This is a genomic window from Sphingobacterium micropteri, from assembly GCF_014692515.1.
Taxonomy (GTDB): Bacteria; Bacteroidota; Bacteroidia; order Sphingobacteriales; family Sphingobacteriaceae; genus Sphingobacterium; species Sphingobacterium micropteri.
In genome coordinates this window covers 171,899-197,785 of sequence record NZ_JACOIK010000006.1, presented here as the reverse complement: position 1 = coordinate 197,785, position 25,887 = coordinate 171,899, and the positions used below count along the sequence as shown (strand labels likewise).

Below are 25,887 nucleotides of genomic sequence, written 5' to 3'. Positions count from 1 at the left end.
AAAAAGTTATTTAAAATTTCGTATCTTAATAATCTTATTTAAAATTAGAAATCATGGCTAAAATTACATTCAAAGGAACAGCAGTACATACGCAAGGTGATATACCCGCAGTTGGATCTCCTGCTCCTGACTTCAATTTGACCGCAGGCGATTTATCAGAGAAAAGTCTAGGTGACTTTAAAGGAAAAAAAGTGGTCTTAAATATCTTTCCGAGCATAGACACGGGTACCTGTGCTACGTCTGTTCGTAAATTTAACGAAAAAGCCTCTGGATTGGAAAATACCGTTGTATTATGTATTTCACGAGACCTTCCTTTTGCACAAGGACGCTTCTGTGCTGCAGAAAACTTAGAAAATGTTGTTACCCTTTCGGAATATAAAGACAATAATTTTTCGGATGCTTACCAGGTAAAGTTTGTAGACGGCCCATTGACTGGACTATTGAGCCGTTCAGTAGTCGTTATTGATGAAGAAGGTAAAGTTTCTTATACCGAGCAAGTTGCAGAAACAACGGAAGAACCGGATTATGACAAAGCTTTGGCAGCCTTATAATATTTCGAAAAAAAGATAACGAATAAAAAGAGCAAAGATTATGTATACCAACTATCTTTGCTCTTTTTTTATCCTTCGGAAGCTTCCAAAGCTTGCAAAATATCTCCTATAATATCTTCTTTGTCTTCCAAGCCTACAGATATACGTACGGTACCCGGCATAATGCCTAAGTTTAGTCTTTCCTCTTCTGTAAGTTTGGCGTGTGTCGTGGAAGCCGGATGTGTCGCAATGGAACGCACATCACCCAAGTTTGACGTGTAAAGAATCATTTCTAGCTTGTCTAAAAAACGAAAGGCCCTTTCCCTCCCCCCTTTAACCTCAAAAGTGACGATACCACCCCCGGCTTTCATCTGCTTCTTCGCCAAGTTATACTGTGGATGAGAAGGTAGGAATGGATATTTTACCTGTACAATTTCAGGACGCTTTTCTAATGTTTCAGCCAAAGCCAAAGCGTTGCTGCAATGTCTGTCCATCCGAAGGGCAAGCGTATCCAAGCTCTTCGATAGGGTCCAGGCATTAAATGCAGACATGGCAGGTCCAGTATGACGGATAAAAAACATCAATTCATCAATTAAATCTTGTTTTCCGACAATAACACCCCCCAATACTCTACCCTGGCCATCCATATATTTGGTCGCCGAATGCAACGAAAGATCAAAACCATATGCTAATGGCCTCTGCAAATAAGGTGTTGCAAAACAATTGTCAATGATAAAGATGATTTGTGGATATCTCTTCTTTAAACTACCCAAAAATTCCAGATCCGCAAGCTCTAACCCTGGATTAGAAGGCGATTCTAAGAAAACAATCTTTGTATTAGGTTGTATAGCTCTCTCCCAAGCATCATTGTCTACCGCATTCACATAGCTGGTCGTGATTCCCCAGCGCGGAAACAATTCTGTAAACAATTGGTGGGTAGAACCAAAGATAGCACCAGCAGAAACAATATGATCGCCACTTCGTACAAAACCTGCAAAAGAAGCAAAAACAGCTGCCATTCCGGATGAAAAGGCTAAACCATCTTCTGCTCCTTCCATGATACATACCTTATTGATAAATTCGGTGGTATTCGGATTGGAGTAACGTGAATATATCGTACCTTCTTCTTCGCCTGCAAAAACAGCACGACCTTGTTCTGCGCTATCAAAAATAAAACTTGATGTTAGATATAGTGGAACAGAATGCTCACGGGTTGCAGATCGAGGTGCTTGTTCTCGTATGATTTTAGATTGATCTTTGTCCATAACGAAGCAAAGTTAAAATTTTTTCCAAATTTCACAGATATAAAATATTATGCTGGCATATAGTTTGCTATCTTTTGTTTAGGAGTTTATAAGCCTATTCATACATTTTAGCTAAAACGAACAATTTATGCAAATAAAAAGACTCATATTAGGATTATTACTCGCCAGTCCTGCGGCCGTATGGGCACAGGGATCGCAGGTAAACACGCAAAGCCAAAAAGCTGTTGGTATGGCTGGTGCCGGATCAGCATTATTCGTAGACGAGACTTCCATTTTCTATAATCCTGGCGCCGTTGCTAAAATGGATCACAATGCCGTATCTATTGGCGCCAGTGCCGTTATGTACCGCGCGGCCTTTCGGGAATTTAATAGCAATGATGTGCACCACACCAAATTTAAGATCTCCCCACCATTCTCCGCTTTTGCAACATTTGGCCCTCAGAATTCGTGGTGGAAAGCCGGTTTAGGCATCTATACACCTTTTGGAGGTTCTGTAGACTGGGGTGATCAATGGCCCGGTCGGTATGAATTGAACCACCTGCAAATGCGTGCCATATATATCCAGCCAACATTAAGTTTCAAACTAACGGAAAACTTCGGTATTGGCGGGGGCTTCGTATATAATGTAGGAATGGTCGATCTTTCACGCTCCATTCCCACAGCTTCGGCTGATGGTACACCCGGAAGAGCAGAACTATCGGGGGTAGGTACAGGCATGGGCTTTAATGTGGGGGTGCATTATAATTTAGAAGACGATTTTGCAATCTCACTAAGCTATCGCTCCCAAGTTATCACCAAGCTTAAAGATGGCGATGCGCAATTTACCGTGCCTCCTGCATTGGCAGCGTCCTTTCCAAATACCACATTCGATGCAGAACTTCCATTGCCGAGTTCCTTTAATGTAGGTGTAACATTCCCTGCAGGCGAACGGGTAGATATTGCAGCAGATGCAACGTTCATCGGCTATAGTGTATACCGGGAACTCGTTTTCGACTATAAAGATAACACGCCTGTCCTCGAAGACACTAAACAAATTAAGAATTATGAAAATGCATTTTCGGTAAAAACCGGTCTCAATGTCGAAGCATCGGAAAAGCTGGATCTGCGCGCAGGTGTCGGTTATGTATATACCCCTGTGCGAGGCCCTTATGTATCCCCAGAGACGCCAGACAATAACCGTATAATGGGATCTGTAGGATTTACGTACGATATTAACGACCGTTGGGATCTTACGGGTGCATATGTTTTCCAACATCTGTTAGAGCGGACAGTAACAAGTGCCAACACTGGACTTTCTGGTGCATACAAAACAAATATTCATGCCCCAGGCATTTCCTTAACTTATAAATGGTAGTGATGAAAAAAGTATTTAAAAATATAGCGTTATACATTGGTATCCTGTCCACTATTTTCGCCTCTTCCTGCAAACCTGAAATCGAAGGCCTACAGACGTCACCTGGACAAGCAGATTTTTCTAAATATATTGCAGTTGGAAACTCATTGACCGCAGGTTTTGCCGATGGTGGGTTATATCTAGAAGGACAAAAAGTAGCATTTCCTAATTTAATCGCAGAACAATTGCAACAGGTGGGGAATACTAATTTTAGAAGTCCGTTTTTTTCTGAAAATGAACGTAACGGATCAGGCTATATACAGCTCCAAGCTTTAGTAGACGGGCAGCCTATTATGGAAAACGTCACGGATAATTTGGCGTATCGTGCAGAGGGAAAACTCAGCAAATACACGGAAGATATCGAAAACTTAGGTGTCCCGGGTATGCGATTAGACCTTTCTACCCAAGCGTGGTTTGGTGGTTTGAACATGTATTTTGAGAGGCTATTGCCAGATGCTGATGTCGGAACAAAAACTTACGTACAATTTGCTACAGAAAAAAATCATACGTTTTTCAGTTTTTGGCTGGGAAACAACGATGTTCTAGGTAACGCCATGAATGGTGCCGTAACCAATCCGGGCGATCCCACAACGGTATTGACAGAAACAGCAACATTTGAACAAGTATACAGAAGCTTTATTGAGGCATTGACAACCAACGATCGGAAAGGTGTAGTGGCGACTATTCCGGATGTAACAGCTATTCCTTTTTTTACCACGGTAACACGGGCAGCGCTGATCGCGGCAGTAAAAGCTGAGAGCGGTCAAGACGTACAGGACATTTATATCGAAACCGGAACAGGTATACCTAGAGCAGCCTCAGATAATGACTTATTTGTACTACCGTTTGCATCAGCAGGATTATTAGGTAACACGTCAACAGAAAATCCTTTCCCGTATGGTTTACACCCGAATAACCCTGTCGAAAGCAAATATGTGCTGGACAGCGATGAGGTAACCGCTATTCAGGCACGTGTAAAGGCGTTTAATAGCATCATTAAAGACATTGCGGAAGAAAAGAGCCTGGCTTTGGCTGATGCTCATGCTTATCTCAACCGTGTTAAAAATCCGGGTATTGTTTACAATGGGGTGGCAATCAACGCATCGTTTATTACCGGAAATGCGTTTTCGCTCGATGGCGTGCATCTCACGCCGATGGGCAATGCTCTTATAGCCAACCTTTTTATTGAAGCCATCAATAAACAATACCGCAGTAGAATTCCGAAAGTGGATGCCTCAAAATATCGAGGCGTGAAATTTCCTTAATCAAAAAATACATTAAATGGATTGGAAAGCTTATTTTTGAAAAATTTGGTAGAAACAATTTATTTCCATGAAAGTCCAATTACAACGAAAAAACGAAGCAGTTCATTTTGAAGGTTCTAGTGAGCTTTCTGACATAAAAATTCACATCGACGGTGCTGAAAGTATTGGTGGCGAAGGAAAAGGTATACGACCAATGGAATTGGTACTCATGGCCTTAGGCTCTTGTAGTGTGTTTGATCTATCCAGCATACTAAAGAAGCAACGTCAGGTCATAGAAGATATCCGAGTCGAAGTGGAGGGAAAACGCCGGGAAGAAGTTCCGAATATTTTTACCCACATTCACATTACTTTTGTATTAAAGGGGCAGCTTGACGAAGCGAAAGTACATAAAGCAGCAGAATTGGCTGTAAAGAAATATTGCTCTGTCCATGATATGCTTGCTGCTGGAGGAGTGGAGATTACGTACAGCTTGAAATTTATTTAAATAAAAAACGAGGAGGAAAAACCGATTATTCCCTCCTCGTTTTTATCATACGTTTCAAACGACTAGTTCCAGAACCAATTCCATGCTTTTTCGAGTAGGACAGCTCCACTAGCGATACCGGCTCCCGGACCTGCGCCAACACCACCAACCAATGCTCCAACAGCTGCACCGGCGGCATCAGCACCTACGACGTCGCAGGTATGACAAACTTTTGCAGCATCTGCTTCTTGAAAAGCTTCATAGTAACCACTTTTACCCTGTTGAATAGCCGAAACATTGTGCCAGTAGCCGGAAGAATAGCGGGCAATGGCATGTTGGTTTAACAAGGCTTTTCGCTGTTCCTCGCTCAGCTCTTTATCAGCTAGTATATTCGCTTCATTTTCTTTGACCGCGTCAATAAATTTTAGCGTACGCTCGGTAGAGGTGGCGCCATTGCCTTCTTCCAACAAACCCACCGGAAGGAAATGCGGAAAAGTAGGCGAAGGCGTCAAAACAAAACATAGTGCCGGAAACCAACGGCATAACTGGGGAGGGAATGACCAGTGGCGCTCGCCCTCATTCATTTCACCGTATATGTCGAACAATTGCTGATAGCCGGCAATTTGTTCCTCCCCAAACTCCATTTTATGAGCGGCATAGAAATCGGCGTAAATCACTAACATCTTCTCCCGGTTCATTTCCTTGCTGCCGTCTGCTTTGGCAATAAAATAGTCAAGGAAAGCATTATGCAATTCCCCTTCTTTGTCGTACGGATTTTTGGAATTTTGCATTTGTGCGTTTGAGATTTCTCTTTCTTGTTGCTCAACAGATATTTCGTCTGCTTTGTCACATGAGGTGAACATGAAGAGCCCGATTAACGCGATCGCGATTGTGTTAAGTAAATTTTTCATCATTCTTATTTCTAAAGTTCTCCTACTCATTTTAGGCTTTTCGGAATCCGCCTTTTTTTGTGCTTTGTAGATAAATCACAGGCTTTTCCGAAATGTTACCCCTCTTTCAGAAAAAAAATGAATATTTTTCTGGAGTTAAACAAAAAGTGCGTTTGGCCACCCTTTGGGATCCAAGGAACAATAAGAAATAATATTTTTTAATGATTAGGTCACTTCTCTTTACGCCATATCCGTTCAGCCCATCTGCCCACAAACCAAAATGATCCCGCCAATAGGAGAAAGAAAATCGTACGATTGATGTTATCCCATAGATATTCCACAAAACGGGTATAGAGGTTAAGGATGAAGAACACAAAGCCTATATCGCGGGAGGCATGGTCCTTTGTCTTCATGCCATATAAAGCTAATCCCAACGAAAGCACGATAGCCAAGATTCCCCAATACAGGATATGGTATTGGCGGACTTGTGTCCAAGCATCGAAATCACTATAATTCCCGAAGATGGAGAGGCACCACAGGGCAATCATCGTATATAATAGCCCCACGATATAGCTTGTGGATTGAAAAGATTGCAGTGGTTGTATCTTATCCTGTCCCCACAAGGCGAAAGTGGTTAAAAGTAATCCAAACAGTGTAAAGCGTAGCGGATAATTCATCCCCCAAAACTTGAATCCCCAATTGCTGTGATACGCTGTTTCTGTAGCAAACCAGATACCAAGAGCTACCAACGTAAATACCCATATCAACTTTGAATTAAGTTTGACCGATAGCGTACCATATATAGCAATCGACAGCAGGAAGAGAAGCGTATAATGGCTTGTCGTTCGATCTAGTACCTGACCGAGGAAACCTATACAGGCGGCTGTTGCAAAAGAACCTGCGAGCATAAGGGTTTCATTGGAAAACGTTTTCTCCGGATACCGCTTTTTATTTCGGAAACCCAAAAAATAAAAAAGCACCGCGAGCGCAGCAAAAAACAGGCAGAAAACAATATTTGGTGTTTCATAAAAGCGCTCCACAAACCGGATCAACGCATCGTCCGCAAAAAGTGAAAATACCGCAAAAATGAGGGACACCAAGGCTATCCAGAACGCGTATCGCGCTAAATGCTTCCATTCGAATCCTCTTTCGTCAATGGTTTGCTTTAACTCTTCTACTTTGTCAACTTCGAGTAAATTTGACTCCCGCCAGTGGTCAAGTGCATTTTCAACGACTTCTCGTTCCTGTTTTGTCAAATCCAGTTTTTTCACGCGCTGCTTTGTTTTTATACAACCAAAGTACAAATTACCAGCCAAAAAAAGTTATGTTATCTAATTTCACCACTGATGGCTGACCACTCATTCCTGACTAAAAATTCCGTACCTTTGTACCTTGCAAAATTCAGGACAATACAAGATGAGCTCCACCAAGCAGCACAATCCTATAGATTTAGGTGAACAACGTGAAATTGAGGTATTTGGCGCACGCGTCCATAATCTCCGCAATATCGACGTCAGTTTCCCTCGTAATGAATTAGTCGTGATTACCGGGCTAAGCGGCAGCGGTAAATCTTCTTTGGCATTCGATACGATTTACGCAGAAGGACAACGTCGTTATATGGAAACTTTTTCGGCTTATAGCCGACAGTTTTTAGGAGGGATGGAACGCCCAGATGTGGATAAAATATCGGGCCTAAGCCCTGTGATATCCATCGAACAGAAAACGACAAACAAGAATCCACGCTCAACCGTTGGAACGATCACGGAGATATACGATTTCCTTCGATTACTGTATGCAAGGGCAAGCGAGGCTTATTCTTACGTGACTGGCAAACTCATGCAGCGCATGTCGGAAGAACAGATTGTCGACAGGATATTAGTCGAATTCCGTGATGAACCTATATATATTCTAGCTCCTGTTGTAAAAGGACGAAAAGGACACTATCGTGAGCTTTTTGAACAAATTCGCAAACAAGGTTACACGAAGGTGCGCGTAGATGGTGAAATTCTAGACCTCGTGCCCAAAATGCAGGTCGACCGCTATAAAATTCACGATATTGAAACGGTTGTAGATCGGCTATACGCAAGCGAAGGAGATAAAAAAAGGCTATATGCATCTGTTATGCAAGCTATGAAAGTAGCCAAAGGTATTATCAAGATTGCGAACAAGGACGGACGGGAGCATTTTTTCAGTCGCTACCTGATGGATGCAGAATCGGGCATCTCTTACGATGAACCACAGCCGAACACTTTTTCTTTCAACTCTCCGTATGGCGCGTGTCCAAAATGTGATGGACTCGGTTATATATTCGAAATAGACAAAGACATTGTTATTCCCGATAAAAAAGGGAGTATACAAAAGGGTGCGATTCTGCCTTTAGGTCCATCCCGTGACTCTTGGACATTCCAAGTTGTAAAAGCAGTAGCCAAAAAACTAGACTTTTCGTTGACCAGCCCCATTGAAAAGCTAAGCACGGAGCAACTGGACACCCTTCTTTTTGGAGGTGAAGAACCCTTAAGCCTTACGGTGTCTTACGGCAGCTATGGTGCGCGCGAATACAAGATACAGTTTACAGGTATCTTCGATATGTTGGAAGAAATTAATGGTAGAGGTTCAGACGACGCGCCTATCTTAGAAGATTTCCGAACGAAAGTCGTATGTCCCGCATGCGAAGGTGCTCGACTGAAAAAAGAGTCATTACATTTCAAAATAGATCAAAAGAATATCCACGAGCTGGCCAGCATGGATATCACCGCGTTACACGATTGGTTTGATGGTCTAGAAGGCCGCCTTAACGAACGCCAAAACACCATTGCTGCCGAAATCCTGAAGGAAATTCGCGCTAGAATCGGTTTCCTGCTGGACGTTGGATTAAGTTACCTCACTTTAGATCGTTCTTCCAAAACACTTTCTGGTGGTGAAGCTCAACGTATAAGACTGGCAACACAAATAGGTTCTCAACTTGTGAATGTGTTATATATTCTGGACGAACCGAGCATCGGTTTACATCAACGGGATAACGAACGACTGATTAATTCGCTGAAAAATTTACGTGATATCGGGAACTCGGTATTGGTGGTGGAGCATGATAAAGACATGATTCTTCAAGCTGATTACGTAATCGATATGGGACCGGAAGCAGGTATACACGGCGGAAGTGTAGTAGCACAGGGCACCCCGAAAGAGATCATGAAAGCGGATACGTTGACCGCTAGTTATCTCAACGGGCAGAAAGAAGTCGCTATCCCGACCACACGACGTCCAGGCAATGGCAAAACATTAACGCTAAAAGGTGCCTCTGGAAATAATCTGCGGAATGTCCAGGTCGACTTTCCTTTGGGTAAATTAATTTTGGTCACAGGTGTGTCCGGTTCGGGAAAATCCAGTCTGATCACAGGTACGCTCTACCCTATTTTAAACAAACATTTTTTCCGTGCGAAAAGCACACCGCTACCCTATAAAAAGGTAGAAGGACTAGAACATATAGACAAGGTTATCGAAATCAACCAAAGTCCGATAGGACGTACACCACGCTCCAACCCATCGACTTATACCGGTGTGTTCTCGGATATCCGCACGTTATTTGTACAATTGCCAGAAGCAAAAATACGAGGCTACAAGCCTGGTCGTTTTTCTTTTAACGTTAAAGGCGGACGCTGCGAAACTTGTCAGGGGGCGGGCATGAAGATCATCGAAATGAATTTCTTACCCGATGTACAAGTTCCATGCGAAACTTGCCACGGAAAGCGATATAACCGCGAAACATTGGAAGTCCGTTACCGTGGAAAATCAATTTCTGATGTACTGGATATGAGTATTGACGAAGCTGTAGATTTTTTTGAAAACATCCCTTCCATTTATCGAAAGATCAAAACGCTACAAGATGTAGGATTAGGGTACATCACCTTAGGTCAATCGTCTACTACCCTTTCGGGAGGAGAAGCGCAACGTGTAAAGCTGGCTACCGAATTATCCAAAAAGGATACGGGCAATACATTCTACATTTTGGATGAACCGACTACCGGCCTACATTTTGAGGATGTCAATGTTCTATTGGGCGTTATCAACCGTTTGGTAGATCGCGGAAACACCGTATTGATCATTGAGCATAATCTAGACGTCGTCAAAACCGCGGACTGGGTTATTGATATGGGTCCCGAAGGCGGTAAAAATGGCGGACAATTAATGTTTGCCGGGTTGCCGGAAGATCTCATCAAACAGAAAGGGAATGAAACAGCCAGGTTTTTGAAGGAAGAAATGATGTGATCTTTATCTTTATTCTTTCCTTTGATGAAAAAAGAAAAAGACTAAACAACTTTTTCAAACTTACCGTAAAGCTTCCAGAAATAAGATTTCTTTTCCTCGGTGAATATCGTTTTCATCCAGTCGTTTAATATCAGTTCAATATCTTTGCCATTGGCTTGATATTGGCCAAAAAAGAGTTCATCAGCACCCCAATAAACGCCATAATGCTGATCAAGTGTGTGCAGAATTGCGATTTCTACCGGTTCAAAAAACAGAATGGCATTCTCTTCAAATGGAAATACGAGTGGCTTGGGAATAAAAGAGCAGTTCTCCACCGCGAGGAACTTTTGTTTATGATATATTGGAAAATAGATCTGCGGCAAAGTAGCCACGTCTATTTTTTGATCGGCATGTAGAAAACTTTCCCGACCTATAAAGGGTACAGCACTCATATTTTTAGCTGCCACCGGCAGCGTACTGTCTTCAAAATAGTCCTCGAAGTTCAAAATCTCATTTACAGTAAGCTGCTTTTGCAGCAATTCCGCCACGGGTATGCCAAAATATTTTGCAATCTGTAAAATAATCTCAATTTTTGGTTCGGCTCTTCGCTCTTCATACGAAGAGATATTCCCACGTGTCAGACCAAACAAGTCTGCAAAAGCTTGCTGACTTAACCCCTTCACTTTCCTAAGCTTTTTTATGTTACTTCCAATCTGACTCATTTAACTTTTTTTTATTTTTTATTTGCAAAATATTTTTGCATTCATTATATTTATGCAAAGTTTATGAGCAAATATACAATTTAATCGGCTATGCTGTTTCGAAAAATAAAAAAATATATAGAAGATATTGGATTCACGATCTGCAAAAACAGTGAACAAGAAGGTTTTTTCATTGTCGAAAGTGAGACGGATGGCATCCGTAATCTAATCATCGGCGTTGCGCCACCAGTGATTATTTTCGAGCAGTACCTGTTCACATTGCAGTCTGACAATCTGGCGACTTTCAAGGCATTGCTCATGAAAAACAGGGATATTATACATGGAGGATTTGCCCTTACGGAAGATGGCAAAAAAGTGATATTCCGCTACACGCTGCAGGCACACAACATTGATCAGAATGAATTTGACGCAGCAATCAATTCGCTCTCTTTATTGCTCAGTGAGTATTATGAACAGTTGATAGCATTTTCAAAGAATTAAACGAATAAGTAATATGATGAACATTTTCAAGAGACTTTTAAAGATAGGGCAATCGGAAATCCACGCATTGGTCGACAGAATGGAAGATCCTATCCACATGATTGAACAAGGTATTCGGGACTTGAAGGAAGAACTTGCTGAGGTTATAGAAAAGCTGGCACAGGCTAAGGCATCTAAAATACGTTTGGAAAACAAAGCGGAACAAAATCGTGAACGTGCCGAACAGATGGAAGAGAAAGCCAAGACGATATTGCTGAAATACCATGCGGGTAAATTGGAAACTGATGTGGCCAACCGACTGGCTAAAGAAGCTTTGTTAAACAAGCAAGATTTGGTGGCAGAACTGGACACATTACAAGATCAAATCGAAAGCCGGGGGCAAGCAGTGGAAAAAATTGCCCAACAATTGGAAATTTTGCGCTATAACATTTCCAGATGGGAAAAAGAATTAACAATTTTAAAGGCAAAACAGAAAGTGACCCAGGCGTCGGAACTAGCTAACCGTCATATCGCCACGATGGATGCCCACGGAACAATCGATATGCTGAAACGCATGAAGACGAAAGCAGAAGACGATGAAGACCTGGCCCAAGCATACGCCGAAATCGCACAACAGAACATGATAAATGAAGTGGAAGATATAAAAAGTAAAGAAAAGTCGGCGGAGGAAGAACTGGAAAACTTGAAACGAGAACTAAAAAAACAATAACAACATGGACATCTTATTATTTATAGGCACACAAGAAGCCATTTTCTTGCTCGTCTTTGCTATTGCGGGGATAGCCCCTTTAATATTTGCAATCATCGCATTGGTTGATTTATTCAAAAGAGAATTTGGCAACAAAACAACTGATAAAATACTATTAATTCTGTTAATTATATTGGCACCCCTTATCGGATCGATGATCTATTACTTGGTACTAAGAAAAAATTATCCTTTAAAACATAAAGCACAATGGAAACATGACTGATATTTTAAACCTTCTATTCCATCCGCTCCCCAACGCTATCATGACCGTGTTGACGGGCATTTCTCTGTTCTATTGGCTCTTCACCATGTTACTGGGTGACGGATTTGACTTTGGTGAGGCTGATGTCGCGTTTCAAGGTGCTGATGTCCACGAAGTCGATATACCAGACGATGCGGATATAGAAACAGACGCAGAACCTTCCTTTTTAACAAAAGCGATGGATTTTATCAACGTGGGTAAGGCGCCGTTTATGGTCATCGTCACGTTATTTAAATTCATCGGCTGGATCATCACGATTGCATCATCGCTCCTGTTCAATCTCACGCAATTTGGCTGGAAATCCGTTTTAGTGCTTATTCCCGTCCTATTACTCACTTTCTTCTTGATGCACTACGTTACCATTCCTTTGGTAAAATTGTACAAAAAAGTCGGTTACACAGGAGAAGAGGCACACGACTTTTTAGGACGCTCAGGCAAAATGCGCTCTACCATCGAAGGTGAACGTTTGGGTTGGCTGGAAATCGTTATTGGAAGCGACATCATCCAACTTAACGTAAAAAGTCAACATGGAGAGAAGATCGCGTATGGTGAACAGGCGGTTGTCGTGGACGAAGGAGTCGACAAAAAATTCTATTATGTAAAAAAAGAAATTACACTCGAGAATATTTCATTATAATTATATAAACCAATGACAAGCAACACATTATTATTTGTAGACGGGCTGACTGGTGTCATTTTAATTGCCGTAGGTGCCGTTGTTTTCTTTATCCTTGCTTTTTTTGTCGTGCTCAGCATGTTCTACAAAAAGATTCCACAAGGAAAAGCCATTGTACGTAGCGGTGTAGGCGGTACCAAAGTCGCCTTCAACAAAGGAATGTACGTCGTTCCGGTATTCCACCGGATGGAAATCATGGACATTTCGGTAAAGAAAATCGAAATAGCCAGAATGCAGCACGATGGGTTGATTTGTAGGGATAATATCCGCGCAGACATTAAAGTCGCTTTCTTCGTAAGGGTGAATAAATCCGTCGATGATGTGGTCAACGTCGCTCAAAACCTCGGTTGTGTCCGCGCGAGCGATCCCGAAACACTGAAGAGCATCTTCGAATCTAAATTTTCAGAAGCATTGAAAACCGTGGGTAAAAAATTCGATTTCATCGAACTCTATGAAGCCCGGCGCGAGTTTAGGGAAGAAATTTTAAACATTATCGGTACAGATCTCAATGGTTATATCTTGGACGATTGTGCCATTGACTATCTGGAACAAACCGAGCTGAAGTTCTTAAGTCCCGATAACATTCTAGACTCCGAAGGGATTAAAAAAATAACGGAACTGACCGCCAAACAGAATATGAACGCTAACCTGATCCGTCGGGAGGAAGAGAAGGTCATCAAGAAACAAGACGTGGAAGCACGGGAGGCCATCCTGGAACTCGAACGCCAGTTGGCTGAAAAAGAAGAAAAACAGCGCAGGGAAGTCGATAACATCAAAGCACGCGAAGAGGCAGAAATCGTAAAAGTACGGGAAGAAGAGCGACTAAAATCCGAAACAGTACGCATCACCACCGAAGAACAACTGGCGATTCAAGAAGAAAACAAGCGTCGCCAGATCATCATCGCGGAGAAGAATAAACTCCGTACGGATGCCATTGAAACCGAACGCGTGGAAAAAGACCGGGCATTGGAAGCAACCGAGCGGGAACGCATTGTGACCTTAGCCCAAATCGACAAACAGCGGTCGATCGAAACGGAACAAAAAAGTATCCAAGGTGTTATCAAAGAGCGCGTACAACTGGAGAAAGGCGTTATTGAAGAGCAACAAGCTGTTAAAGACCTGGAGGTGTTCCGCGATGTAGAACGTAAGAAACAAGCAGGTGTCATTGCAGCTTCACAGGAAGCCGAGGAACGTCTGATCGCGACTGTAAAAGCAGCGGAAGCTGCTAAGATTGCAGCAGAGCAAGAAGCAGAGAAAAAAGTCATCGATGCCGAAGCTGCCCGTAAAATTGCGGAGAAAAAAGCACAGGAGTTGCTGATTGAAGCCGAAGCGAAGAAAGAAGCTTCTGCAAAAGAAGCCGAAGCGCGCAAAATTATAGCCGAAGCACAGGCGAAAGAAGAGGCTGCACTTGGTCTTTCAGAAGCAGAGGTCATGGTCGCAAAAGCAGAGGCGGAAGAAATTCAAGGCACCAAAGAAGCCAACGTTATCGAGAAAAAAGCAGAGGCGTTACGTAAAGAAGGATTGGCTCAAGCCGAAGTTGTCCGCGAAAAAGCATTGGCAGAAGCAAAAGGTATCGAAGAGAAAGCGGCTGCGATGAAACAATTAGACGGTATCGGTAAAGAGCATGAAGAGTTCAAATTACAATTACAAAAAGAACGTGACGTAGAATTGGCCCATATCAACATCCAAAAAGATATCGCCACAGCACAGGCAGGTGTACTGTCAGAAGCTTTGAAAACAGCGAAGATTGACATCGTCGGCGGTGAAACGATGTTCTTCGAAAATATTGTTCGCCAAGTATCAAACGCAAAAGGCTTTGACCATCTGATCAACAACTCCAAACATGCTACAGATATCAAAGATTCATTGATAGGCGTGAATGGCAATGGTGATTTAGCAGAGAAAATTCGTGGACTTGCTGATAAATATGGTGTCTCTTCCAACGACATCAAAAACCTAACCGTATCTGCTGCATTGATTAAATTACAACAAGCTGCTAAAGCCGAAGGCGAAGAGGAAGACACAGGTTTTATCAATTCGCTGTTCGGATTGGCGAAAAACTTAGGGGTATCGAATAAGAAACTGAACGGTTAGTTTTATGCAGGAACAACAAAACAGCCTTGACCAAGGCGCGTATGAAATCATCCGGAAGCGTCTACAGACGCAAAAGGAAGACCTTATCAAAAGATTGCAGGCACTAAATGACTCCCGTCGGGAGGTGTTCAGTGCCACATCCTTTACATTAAAAGCCAACCAACGGATTACGACGGATAACACCTGTGCTGCACGTGGCATCGTCGCTATCGACGAGGTATGTATCTTCGGCTACAATGTACATTTCGGCTTACGCACAGAAATCAAGCTGGAAGATGTTTTCAGTATCTACCTTTTTGAAAACAATCAGTTCATTCCACAACCTTTAGATTTGATTAACGACCCGAACTTCGTCGTCGATTATCAAAATCTGTACAAATACTATCGAGATGCTATCTTCGCGCGATTCCGCCGTACGGAGAATTATCTCTACATGATATTCCAAACCAGCAAGAAAGCTTCCGATCTGAAAGCATTCAAGTGGCTCATCAAAGATGGAAAACTCCACTATCAAGACGACAGGAGTATACATGACGTACGGCTGCCTGATCAGTTTGAATTTGATTGGACAAGAACTACGTCGGAAGATCGTCGTTTAGGTAAATTCCCACATATTTCCATTTTAGATAAAGTGTTTATCGAAGCCCTGCATGGTGATATCACGTTTAAAATAGAAGATAATACCGACAGCGGGAAGGGAATTTATGCTGAAAAAGTAACAAATCTCGACCAGCAACTCGATGATGCCGAGTACTATTATGCCGACCTGGGCAACCTCATTGCTATACGGATAAAACCTTATCAAGAAGATTTCCGAGCTTACGTGTTCAACCAGCGTACCAAGGAAGTCGTCAACCTCAAATCGCTGAATGAGTCCGCCATCCTATTGCCCGATAACCAAGGACTGATTTTCTCCAACGGATATTACCTCCAAAATGGCACCCACAAAATCTTTGAGGGCAACGCAGACAATATGACTTTTCTGCGGAAAATCGCTTCACCAAATGGTGAAGATTTCCTGTATATCTTTAGTCAGAAAGAAACGAACACCTTTATACTGCTATCGTACAACATCATCCAGCAGGCCGTGGAAACGCCTATTATCTGCAACGGATTTACGATCTTTAACGACGGGAGCCTCATCTATTTCCGAACGGAAGCCGAAGCTACACGTCATCACCAGGTGCAAATATGGGAAACGCCTTATATGGAAATGCTTCAGGAAAACGAAGCAAAAAAGAACCATCCATTATATAAAGTCGGCAACAAACAGGTCGTGCAGGCCATGGCAGAGGCACAGGAAGTCATCCAATTAGTCCATAAAGAAGATAGCTACGAGGGTCTATACGAAGATATCCTCAAAAAATCCAGCAACCTACTGGACTCGTATTTCTGGATTCAGGACGAAGCGTTGGCCAGTCTTGGCACGCCGCTGACAGAAATAAAAGAAATTGCCAATACCGCGATCGATGAGTTTGTAAAAGTGCAAGCGCAGCGCAAACACGCGGAAGAGCGCATACAGGCGCTGGAAGAAAAACTTGAGCAGCTGCAATTTGGCATCAACAGCACGGTCGTAGAACAATTGGATCAGTTGGTACATCAATTAGCAGACGCTCGACGCTTGCTCGGCGAAGCCATTGAACTTAAAAATGTCAAATACATTGCCTTAGATCGCGTCGAAGCATTACAGGAAGCACTACATCAAATAACCGACGAGCTTTCACAAAATACGGTCGCTTTCCTGTTACGTAAAGAAGCGCTCAGCCCGTACGAACAACGTGTAGAAGGACAAAAACAACAGGTCACGGCCATAGAAAAAGCGTTTGACGCGAAACCCATTGAAGAAGGTAACTTGACTATTGCCAACGAGCTGGAGCTTTTGATCGATATTCTGCATAGCCTCAAGATCGAAGACGCGACACAAACCACACAGATAGTAGAAAAAATATCGATTATCTTCGCTTCTTTAAACGAAGTGCGTGCACAACTGACACGCAAACTCCAATCGTTGCAGGGCAAAGAAGCTATCGCCGAGTTTTCAGCACAAATGACTCTGTTGGAGCAATCGGTCACGAATTATTTGGAATTGTCGACTTCCGCTGATAAGGTAGAAGAATATTATAGCAAAATACTAGTTCAATTGGAAGAACTGGAAAGCAAATTTGCTGATTTCGATGATTTTGCCTTAAAAATAGCCGATAAACGGGATGATGTTATCAAGGCCTTCAATATCCGGCGCGAGCAATTAGTCGAGCAGATCAATAAACGAACAGGTTCTTTAGAGCAGATCGGTCTACGTGTATTAAAAAATATCGAAAACAAATCGGCTACCTTTCAGAGCCGGGCAGAAATACAGAGCTTTTATGCAGCCGACCTCATGATAGACAAGGTTAGGCAGCTTGTTGCTGAGCTAAAAAGCCTAAACGATATTTCTAAAGCCGAAAACCTGGAAAACCTGTTAAAAAAATCACAGGAAGATGCCTTGCGGACATTGCGGGATAAAACCGAACTGTATGTGGACGGCGATAACATCATTGCGCTCGGCACACACAAATTCACGGTCAATAAGCAATCGCTCAGCCTTACGCTTGTTCGTCGCAACGAGGAACTCTATTTCCACCTAACCGGCACCAGCTTCTATCAAAAGGTAAAAAATAACGAACTGCAAGATTATCACGACATCTGGGAACAGGAACTCTTATCGGAGAACAAACGCGTTTATCGCGCCGAATACCTTGCATACCAAGCCTTCTTAACATCGCAAACTACCGGACAATTTAATGCAGAAGCCCATATTGCAAACCATATCGAACGAAACTATTCGGAGGGCTACATCAAAGGCGTTCATAATACCGACGCATTAGAAATTTTCAAAGCCGTCCAGCAATTAGACGATAAACTCGAATTATTATGTTTTGAGAGCCCATTGCGTGCGATTGCGCAGTTGTTTTGGCACAGCTTATCAAAAGACAAGCGGGAGCGGCTACAATACCTCATCCAATCGGGGCGAGCTATACGGAAAGCTTTCCCTACTTCTAATCACTACCAATCTATTATCGATGAGATTGCTGCGCAATTTTCATCATGGGAAACATATCTCGATCTATCCGTTTATGCACCACATATGGTTGCCACTTATCTCTTTCAGACATTCACCACTTATGGTAAACTGACGTTAAGTGAACAAGCTGATCATCTCCGGCAGGAGTTTGTCCGTGATTTGGAAAACAAAAAAATATATGCTGATTTTGAACAAGATTTTCAAAACGAACATTTCGACAATACCGATCGTTATCTACTTATACTAAACTGGCTACACGCTTTCGTAGACCAAACTGAAAAACCTGAGGCATATCAACCGATAATGGAAGAAACCGCCGCTGCGTTACTGTTCCCGCAAGATGATTATTATCTTGTATTCGGACAATTTAGCGTAACATTGGAACAACTGAAAGGTAACCATGTCTTGTTGGAGGATGGTTCATTACACCTAAACTATCATGCCTTTATGCAAAAAATGCGTGTTTTCGTAACCGTAGACGTCCCTCGCTTCGTAGCTTTTTCCCAACTGAAAGAACAAATCAGCAAATCGTATGAAAAAGAATTGAAAATAAACGAATTTGAACCGAAGGTGTTGACGTCTTTCGTTAGGAACAAACTCATTAACGACGTCTATTTCCCACTCATTGGCAACAATCTGGCAAAACAATTAGGCGCAGCGGGAGACAACAAACGCACCGCACGTATGGGCATGCTTTTGCTGATCTCTCCGCCGGGCTATGGTAAGACGACATTGATGGAATACCTCGCCAAAACGATGGGCTTACATTTTGTAAAAGTAAACGGCCCGACGATCGGACATTCGATCAGCTCTATTGATCCTGTAGAAGCCAAGACATCGGGCGAGCGCGAGGAACTTAAAAAAATAAACTTGTCTTTTGAGATGGCGGACAACGTGATGTTGTACCTGGATGACATACAGCATTTAAGTGCGGAATTTCTACAGAAATTCATCTCATTGGCAGATGGGCAACGTAAGATCGACGGTATTTTTGATGGTGAAAGCAAAACCTACGACCTGCGTGGCAAGCGCTTCTGCATTGTTATGGCGGGTAATCCCTATACGGAGAGTGGTTCTAAATTTCAGATTCCCGACATGCTTGCCAACCGGGCAGATGTGTATAATCTCGGTGATGTTATTGGTGATACGGAACACTTGTTCAATCTAAGCTTGGTGGAAAATGCGGCTATTGAAAATAGCTATCTGGCGAAGATTGCCGGAAAATCGTTCCCGGATTTTTATGCGCTTGTTGACTACGTACAATCCGGTGCCGAGCAGATTCCGGAGTTGGAAGGGGTTTATCTGAAACAAGAAATCGACGATTTCATCACCGTGCTACGCCACGTGATAAAAATTCGCGATACCGTAATCAAGGTCAACAAAAGCTATATCCAAAGTGCAGCGATGCAGGATAACTACCGCACCGAGCCTCCTTTCAAGATACAGGGTTCTTACCGAAATATGAGCAAATTGGTGGCACAGATCATCCCCATGATGAACAATGAAGAGATCAACCAAACGTTATTGGCACACTATGAAAGTGAATCACAAACGCTGACGAGCGACACCGAGAGCAATCTGCTGAAATTAAAAGAACTCGCCGGATTGATTCGCCCCGACGAGCAGAAACGTTGGGAAGACATCAAGGAAATATTCCGCAAGAACAACAAGCATGGTGGACTGGCAAAGGACGATAAGGTTTTTGCACAACTTTTAGAATTTAATGAGAACCTAGAAGGGATCATTAAGGCTATACAAAACGGCAGGGGTTAACCTCTGCCATTCTATCTCTACCACCTACCCCCTGCACCACCGCCTCCCGATGAACCGCCTCCAAAACTACCACTACCGCCACTAGAGGAGCCGCCACTAAAACCGCCTCCACCAGAGCTGGAGCTACCGCCGCCGGAGCTTCGCACTAACTTCGGAATCACACGGGGGCGTTTATCCTCTTTGCGTTTACAATGCCGACATTGGTCATACACCTCCTGTAGCCCGCTGGCATTATACGTTGCTACTTTCAATATTTTGCCCCTTTTATTTTTTTCATACATATAGAATCCACAAGAAGGGCATTTTGCGTAAGTTTTTGCATTTTTCCCTGGCCAACCTAATACTTTTTTCTCTTTGGTCTTTTTGTTGATCCATACTTCGTAAGCACGAGAACCTAAGCTCTCTTCCTTTAACTGTCCTTCACTCAGATAGCTTTTCCATACCTTCCATACCACCTCATCGCGATCTACACGTTTCCAATCACCGGAATCATCCGGCGGCACAAAACGTACCCGGCTATCTTTCCACTTCTGTCGAAACATAAAAAAGCTAAACAACATCAACGGACTTGCCACGTATGGGATCAATGTACGTAGCTGAAAATGCTGTAACGCTTTGAGTTTATTCTCCTCATCTTGATAGCTTTCCTTAATAACCTTACGCGCTTCCCAGATCTTAAATGCCACCGTATAACTTCCCCAAATAGCAAAAACATAAGGAAGAGTAGCCGGTTGAAACATACTTTCGATATCTCCTATCACAAAAGCAAAAATCATCATGACAAACAACATCGTGAATATTGTTGCCAAACCACCTAAGGCTAAATAGGCAAACCAGTTACTACACCCACCCTTTCCTTTTTTACTAAATTTGGCCTTAAACTTCGTTTTGTCATCTTGCGAATGCATCCATTCCTTTCTCAATCCCGTCCGCCCAGCACGATGCACCCAATAATACAGTGCTACATATAGTAGTATAATCCCCATGGAATTGACAAAATAGGGATTTCGTCTGCTGAAAAACGGCGTTGCTTCCGGCATCATGCGTTGTAGTTCAGCCCGTACATCAGGAGCCGTCAATGCTTGTTGAATCGCTTGGGATGCATCCAACACGCCTTGATCATAATCCCCTGCCTTAAAATGAGGAACAAGATATTTCTCACCGATACGATGTAAATAGACATCTGGAAAGATGGCTTCCATGCCATATCCGGAAATAAAGCGGTATTCTCTTCGATCCTTGGCAATAAATAATAGCAGACCATTATTTTGTCCGTGCTTGCCTATCCCCCACGTATTGAATAGTTTCAGTGCAAATTCAAACACATCGTATCCTTCAAAATCATTGACCACTACCACCGCATACTCCGCGCCCGAAGCATGTTCTATATCGGTAGAAAGTCTATTTAATTGGTCTACCGTTGCAGAAGATAGCATGCCGTCTGGATTGCTGACATAAAAATCTTGTCCAACTTCCTTCGGACTGGGCAATGTCTCGACCGTATATAAATGCTGGCCCAAACCGCTCGACACAAAAAATACGGCTAAAAGTAAAAGAGAAATATGCCGCCGACACAACGAGGTATAACGTTTCATAGATCTGTATATTTATTTCGAATATGTTAAAAATTTTGACAGAAACCAAAGATTATATTAATACGGAAATATATTAAACCCTAGCCCAATCTTTCTGTCTATCACAGTAACAACTCATTTAACGTTGACTTATTATGAAACAACTGTTTACTCTTTTACCATTATATCTTTTTTTTAACAACGCTATTGCCATAGAGACAGAAGTTTCGACTAACTTCTTTCACATCGTTTCTTACACACAAAAAAACGGTATATTAGGAGGAGGTTATGCCAAGGACAACTGGCGTGTATATTATCGAGGAAAAGTTGTCAAAGACGCCTCCGCTTCTTCCTTCAAATATCTCGGTGGAGGTTATGCCAAGGACAATTGGCGCGTGTATTACAGAGGAATGTTATTGGAAAATGCCTCCGCTAGTTCCTTTCAATATACGAAGGATGGATATGGCAAGGATTCTTGGCGGATCTATCGACGGGGGCGGGAGGTAGACGATATTTCGCCATCGACTTACACCAAATTGGGCGGTGGATATACCAAAGACGCGTGGTCCGTTTTTTACGACGGTAAAAAAATCAAAGAAGCTTCAGCTTCTTCCTTCAAAATTCTCGGTGGAGGATATGCAAAAGATAACTGGACAGTGTTTTATAGGGGCATCCCTTTAAAAGATGCAACGGCATCTTCGTTTACTGTTATGAAAGATGGTTACGCAAAAGATAATTGGAATACATATTATCGGGGCAGCGTGATTAAAGATTAAGACGGCATATCAAAAGTAGGCGATCACCTTCATTGCGAGAAAGTATGACGCTTTTTTTAACGATTTATTACCTTTTGAGACGTCCTCGTCGGGTCATGACACACAAAATTTTTGTAACTTTGCTCTTGTATGTCAGATATTATACAGTTACTGCCGGATTCGGTTGCCAATCAGATTGCTGCAGGAGAAGTGGTGCAACGCCCAGCTTCTGCGGTAAAAGAACTTATTGAAAATGCAATCGATGCGGGAGCGGATAAAATTAAACTTATTGTCAAGGACGCTGGAAAATCCCTCATACAAGTAATCGACAATGGCTGTGGCATGAGCATCACGGATGCCCGCCTTTGTTTTGAAAGGCATGCAACATCCAAAATACGCCAAGCAGAAGATTTATTCGCAATCAGAACAATGGGTTTTCGTGGAGAAGCCCTGGCTTCGATTGCCGCCATTGCACAGGTAGAGCTGAAAAGCCGACGTGTGGAAGATGAATTGGGTACGATTATACAAATAGAGGGCTCGAAAGTGATCAGCCAACAACCTGAAGCGCTACCTGCGGGAACGAGTATCTCGGTAAAGAATCTTTTTTATAACATCCCTGCCCGTCGAAATTTTCTGAAAAGCAATTCTGTTGAAATGCGCCATATCATAGACGAATTTCAACGTATAGCCTTAGCGCATCCGAAAATATTTTTCAGTCTACATAGTGATGGCAATGAACTCTTTCATTTGCCATCGGAGACCTTAAAACAACGTATAGTCCACCTTTTCGGGAACAACTATAATCAACGTCTTGTGCCCGTGGAAGAGGACACCACCATCATTACGGTTAACGGATTTATTGGCAAACCAGAATTTGCAAAGAAGACCCGTGGTGAACAGTTTTTCTTTGTCAATAAGCGTTTTGTCAAAGACCCTTACCTCCATCATGCGTTGATGAATGCCTACGAGGATATACTTCCAGCAGATACTTATCCATTGTATGTATTGTTTATCGAGATAGACCCTTCCAAAATCGACATCAACGTCCACCCAACGAAAACAGAAATTAAATACGAGGATGACAAAGCGATGTATGCGATTTTGCGGTCGACAGTTAAGCGCTCGTTAGGCCGTTATAACATTACGCCGACATTAGATTTCAATCAAGAAACAAGCTTTACTAATCTCATCACCAATAAACCGCTCGAAGAGATTCAAGTACCGACTATTTCTTTTAACCCCAACTTCAATCCTTTCGAAGATACGAAGTCATCTTCTTCGAGCAGTTCCCGTGCCTCCAATTACGCGGCCGGTCTGGAGAAAAAAATTGGGATCCCGCAGAACTGGGACTCCTTATATCAAATTACCCAACGAGATACAGCGGAACAATTATCGCTACATCAGGACGAACAACCATCTTTAGACAGACCTTCAACAGAACGCGAGGTGTCGTCTTCGACTTCCCAAGACGGCGTTAAGCAATTTTACCAGTTGCACAACCGTTTTATCGTCTCACAGATTCATTCAGGTTTCATGCTGATAGATCAGCAGGCAGCACATGAACGCATCCTATTTGAGCACTACATGGAGCAGTTGGAAAATAACCAAGGTAGTAGTCAACAGAGTTTGTTCCCACAAACAGTAGAGTTAAGCCCAGCAGATTTTGCACTGATGGAAGATATTTTGCCTGAAATCCAAACACTAGGTTTTCAAGTTCGGCCTTTCGGGAAGACAACCTTTATTGTCGATGGTATTCCTGCCGATTTAGGACAGGGCATCAATGAAACAAAAATTTTGGAGCAGCTTTTGGAAGATTTCAAAAACAATAAGGACGAATTACAACTTAATAAAAGAGAAAACTTAGCACGTAGCCTTGCAAAAAATGCGGCTATCAAACCGGGAACAGCATTGAACAACCAAGAGATGTCTGAGTTGATAGATAAGCTCTTCGCGACCCAATCACCGAGTATATCGATACACGGCAAGCCGATTGTCGTGACGATTACATTACAGGAACTCCTGGAACGATTTAATAAAAACTAAACATTTACGACCTATAGTATAGTATATGAATAACATCTTATCGAATTTAACACCCGTCGTCAAAAACTTGCTCATCATCAACGTGGTGTGTTTTATTGGCTCCCTTATTTTCGCGCAGGCACCTCTGCTGTTTGGCGTGTATTATCCTGATTCTCCGTTCTTTGAGATTTGGCAAGTTGTTACGTACATGTTTATGCACGACAACCAAGGGTTTGCGCATATTTTTTTTAACATGTTTTCCTTGGTGATGTTCGGACCGATTATCGAACAGGTATTGGGATCTAAACGCTTTCTAAACTTTTATTTGATTTGTGGCTTCGGAGCCCTCATCCTCCAATATGGTGTACAGGCAGCCGAAGTATATAATATAGCCGGAACGATACGCGTGGCGGACCACCTGCGATTTGATATGGTAAGTGGATATGTGAGTACAAATCTCGACATCACCCAGAGTGAACTCCAGACACTGGCTTCTATTTATAGAACACCATTAGTCGGTGCATCCGGTGCCATATACGGATTACTCCTAGCGTTTGCCTACCTATTTCCAAACATGTCGTTGTACCTCTTTTTTATTCCTGTTCCCATAAAAGCGAAATATTTTATTCCCGTTTTAATTTTAATTGAGATATATTTAGGTTTTTCAAAATTCGGTGGATCTATCGCCCATTTAGCCCATGTTGGAGGAGCGTTATTTGCGTATATCCTACTCAAAACATGGCGGATTAGAAGAGGAAATATGTATTAAAGAATAGTATGACTGATGAAAGAGAGTGTGTTAAAAACTTTTTGGCGTGATACTTACCAAAGTAAGTCTCCTATCCCTTTTATCATATCGGTACAGGTTATCATCTTTGTACTTATCCATCTTTTTGATCTATTAAAAGAGGTTAACCTTCTTGAAGTATCCTTATATGATTATGCCGCTGATTATTTAAGCTTACCTTTATCGTTTAGTCAGTTTTTGACACAACCGTGGTCTATTATAACCTACCCTTTCTTATATACAGGATTGTTTCAGCTGCTGTTCGATTGTTTGTGGTTGTATTGGATGGGTAATATTTTCTTAAATTTTCTAAACAGGAGACAGTTCTTATTTCTCTATTTCAGTGCAATTTTTTTGGGAGCATGCCTATATCTGGGTCTTGGGTTTATACCGATATTGCAAAACAGCGTACAGCTATCATTCCACACCTCTACATTTGCTTTAGGAGCTGTGGTGGCCTCCGTAGCAACGTTAGCACCACGGTACGAAGTACGTTTGCTGCTCTTAGGAACAGTTTCCTTAAAAACCATTGCACTTATTTATATCTGTATAGAGTTGGTTTTTACAGGCCTTATGAATAAAGCAGGAGGGATCAGCTTTCTAGCGACCGCATGCTGGGGTATCCTCTTTATCCGGTCCCTGCATCGAGGAAAAGACCTTAGCTTGTTAAAATGGGAAAAAACGATAAAAAAGTCGAAGATGAAAGTTGTGCACCAAAGCAAAACCGCTTCAACCACTTATAGCAGTTACCGGCACACATCTGATCTTCCCAATCAGGCAGAAATTGATGAAATTTTGGATAAAATTTCCGTAGGCGGTTATGAAAGCTTAACTTCACGGGAGAAAGAAGTGCTATTCAAAGCAAGTAAGGATGATAAGTAG

Annotated in this window: 20 protein-coding genes; 15 read left to right on the top strand and 5 right to left on the bottom strand. The window is 42.4% G+C overall.

Features of this window, described 5'->3' with window-relative positions:
• Nucleotides 1–53: 53 nt before the first annotated feature.
• Nucleotides 54–551 carry a thiol peroxidase gene (gene tpx, locus H8B06_RS09945; RefSeq protein ID WP_190994131.1) on the top strand — a complete coding sequence of 166 codons (498 nt, stop codon included), beginning with the start codon at nucleotides 54–56 and terminating at the stop codon, nucleotides 549–551.
• Between the two features lie 68 nt (nucleotides 552–619).
• Here the strand turns inward: tpx and H8B06_RS09940 are convergent, their stop codons facing one another.
• Nucleotides 620–1,795: a trans-sulfuration enzyme family protein gene (locus H8B06_RS09940; protein WP_190994130.1), complete on the bottom strand. Its 1,176-nt coding sequence runs from the start codon at nucleotides 1,793–1,795 to the stop codon at nucleotides 620–622.
• A 127-nt stretch (nucleotides 1,796–1,922) separates the two neighbouring features.
• On the opposite strand from H8B06_RS09940, the gene H8B06_RS09935 reads away from it, so the two are divergent.
• The 3 genes from H8B06_RS09935 to H8B06_RS09925 all read left to right on the top strand — a co-directional run bounded on the left by H8B06_RS09935 (nucleotide 1,923) and on the right by H8B06_RS09925 (nucleotide 4,937).
• On the top strand, nucleotides 1,923–3,149 hold the full coding sequence (locus H8B06_RS09935) for an OmpP1/FadL family transporter (protein ID WP_223857594.1): 1,227 nt from the start codon (nucleotides 1,923–1,925) through the stop codon (nucleotides 3,147–3,149).
• 2 nt (nucleotides 3,150–3,151) lie between these two features.
• Nucleotides 3,152–4,453: an SGNH/GDSL hydrolase family protein gene (locus H8B06_RS09930; RefSeq protein ID WP_190994129.1), complete on the top strand. Its 1,302-nt coding sequence runs from the start codon at nucleotides 3,152–3,154 to the stop codon at nucleotides 4,451–4,453.
• A gap of 67 nt (nucleotides 4,454–4,520) precedes the next feature.
• Nucleotides 4,521–4,937 carry an OsmC family protein gene (locus H8B06_RS09925; RefSeq protein ID WP_190994128.1) on the top strand — a complete coding sequence of 139 codons (417 nt, stop codon included), beginning with the start codon at nucleotides 4,521–4,523 and terminating at the stop codon, nucleotides 4,935–4,937.
• 62 nt (nucleotides 4,938–4,999) lie between these two features.
• On the opposite strand, the gene H8B06_RS09920 is transcribed toward H8B06_RS09925, so the two are convergent.
• A complete protein-coding gene (locus tag H8B06_RS09920) occupies nucleotides 5,000–5,830 on the bottom strand; it encodes a hypothetical protein (RefSeq protein WP_190994127.1) in 831 nt (276 codons plus the stop codon).
• A 206-nt stretch (nucleotides 5,831–6,036) separates the two neighbouring features.
• Nucleotides 6,037–7,077: a DUF2157 domain-containing protein gene (locus H8B06_RS09915; protein WP_190994126.1), complete on the bottom strand. Its 1,041-nt coding sequence runs from the start codon at nucleotides 7,075–7,077 to the stop codon at nucleotides 6,037–6,039.
• 145 nt (nucleotides 7,078–7,222) lie between these two features.
• On the opposite strand from H8B06_RS09915, the gene uvrA reads away from it, so the two are divergent.
• Nucleotides 7,223–10,072 carry an excinuclease ABC subunit UvrA gene (gene uvrA / locus H8B06_RS09910; RefSeq protein ID WP_190994125.1) on the top strand — a complete coding sequence of 950 codons (2,850 nt, stop codon included), beginning with the start codon at nucleotides 7,223–7,225 and terminating at the stop codon, nucleotides 10,070–10,072.
• A gap of 41 nt (nucleotides 10,073–10,113) precedes the next feature.
• Here uvrA and H8B06_RS09905 read toward each other — a convergent pair whose 3' ends face one another.
• Nucleotides 10,114–10,773 carry a helix-turn-helix domain-containing protein gene (locus H8B06_RS09905; RefSeq protein ID WP_190994124.1) on the bottom strand — a complete coding sequence of 220 codons (660 nt, stop codon included), beginning with the start codon at nucleotides 10,771–10,773 and terminating at the stop codon, nucleotides 10,114–10,116.
• A gap of 90 nt (nucleotides 10,774–10,863) precedes the next feature.
• On the opposite strand from H8B06_RS09905, the gene H8B06_RS09900 reads away from it, so the two are divergent.
• From H8B06_RS09900 to H8B06_RS09875, 6 genes are read left to right on the top strand one after another with little or no spacing between them, the layout of a single operon-like run.
• Nucleotides 10,864–11,253, top strand: coding sequence for a type III secretion system chaperone family protein (locus tag H8B06_RS09900; protein ID WP_190994123.1), 390 nt, complete (start codon nucleotides 10,864–10,866; stop codon nucleotides 11,251–11,253).
• A 13-nt stretch (nucleotides 11,254–11,266) separates the two neighbouring features.
• On the top strand, nucleotides 11,267–11,962 hold the full coding sequence (locus H8B06_RS09895; RefSeq protein WP_190994122.1) for a PspA/IM30 family protein: 696 nt from the start codon (nucleotides 11,267–11,269) through the stop codon (nucleotides 11,960–11,962).
• Nucleotides 11,963–11,966: 4 nt separating this feature from the next.
• A complete protein-coding gene (locus H8B06_RS09890; protein WP_190994121.1) occupies nucleotides 11,967–12,224 on the top strand; it encodes a PLDc N-terminal domain-containing protein in 258 nt (85 codons plus the stop codon).
• The gene (locus tag H8B06_RS09885) at nucleotides 12,217–12,900 is read left to right on the top strand and encodes an OB-fold-containig protein (RefSeq protein ID WP_190994120.1); all 684 of its coding nucleotides are present in this window, start codon (nucleotides 12,217–12,219) and stop codon (nucleotides 12,898–12,900) included. The genes H8B06_RS09890 and H8B06_RS09885 overlap by 8 nt, the downstream gene beginning before the upstream one ends.
• A gap of 12 nt (nucleotides 12,901–12,912) precedes the next feature.
• Nucleotides 12,913–15,033: a flotillin family protein gene (locus H8B06_RS09880; protein ID WP_190994119.1), complete on the top strand. Its 2,121-nt coding sequence runs from the start codon at nucleotides 12,913–12,915 to the stop codon at nucleotides 15,031–15,033.
• A gap of 4 nt (nucleotides 15,034–15,037) precedes the next feature.
• Nucleotides 15,038–19,867: a DNA repair ATPase gene (locus H8B06_RS09875; protein WP_190994118.1), complete on the top strand. Its 4,830-nt coding sequence runs from the start codon at nucleotides 15,038–15,040 to the stop codon at nucleotides 19,865–19,867.
• 17 nt (nucleotides 19,868–19,884) lie between these two features.
• Here the strand turns inward: H8B06_RS09875 and H8B06_RS09870 are convergent, their stop codons facing one another.
• Nucleotides 19,885–21,462, bottom strand: coding sequence for a TPM domain-containing protein (locus tag H8B06_RS09870; protein WP_190994117.1), 1,578 nt, complete (start codon nucleotides 21,460–21,462; stop codon nucleotides 19,885–19,887).
• A 134-nt stretch (nucleotides 21,463–21,596) separates the two neighbouring features.
• On the opposite strand from H8B06_RS09870, the gene H8B06_RS09865 reads away from it, so the two are divergent.
• The 4 genes from H8B06_RS09865 (at nucleotide 21,597) to H8B06_RS09850 (ending at nucleotide 25,887) form a co-directional block, all read left to right on the top strand.
• Nucleotides 21,597–22,217, top strand: coding sequence for a DKNYY domain-containing protein (locus H8B06_RS09865; protein WP_190994116.1), 621 nt, complete (start codon nucleotides 21,597–21,599; stop codon nucleotides 22,215–22,217).
• Between the two features lie 129 nt (nucleotides 22,218–22,346).
• Nucleotides 22,347–24,239 (top strand): DNA mismatch repair endonuclease MutL, encoded by a 1,893-nt coding sequence (gene mutL / locus H8B06_RS09860; protein ID WP_190994115.1) that lies wholly within the window; start codon nucleotides 22,347–22,349, stop codon nucleotides 24,237–24,239.
• 25 nt (nucleotides 24,240–24,264) lie between these two features.
• A complete protein-coding gene (locus tag H8B06_RS09855; protein WP_190994114.1) occupies nucleotides 24,265–24,987 on the top strand; it encodes a rhomboid family intramembrane serine protease in 723 nt (240 codons plus the stop codon).
• Nucleotides 24,988–25,002: 15 nt separating this feature from the next.
• On the top strand, nucleotides 25,003–25,887 hold the full coding sequence (locus H8B06_RS09850; protein ID WP_190994113.1) for a rhomboid family intramembrane serine protease: 885 nt from the start codon (nucleotides 25,003–25,005) through the stop codon (nucleotides 25,885–25,887).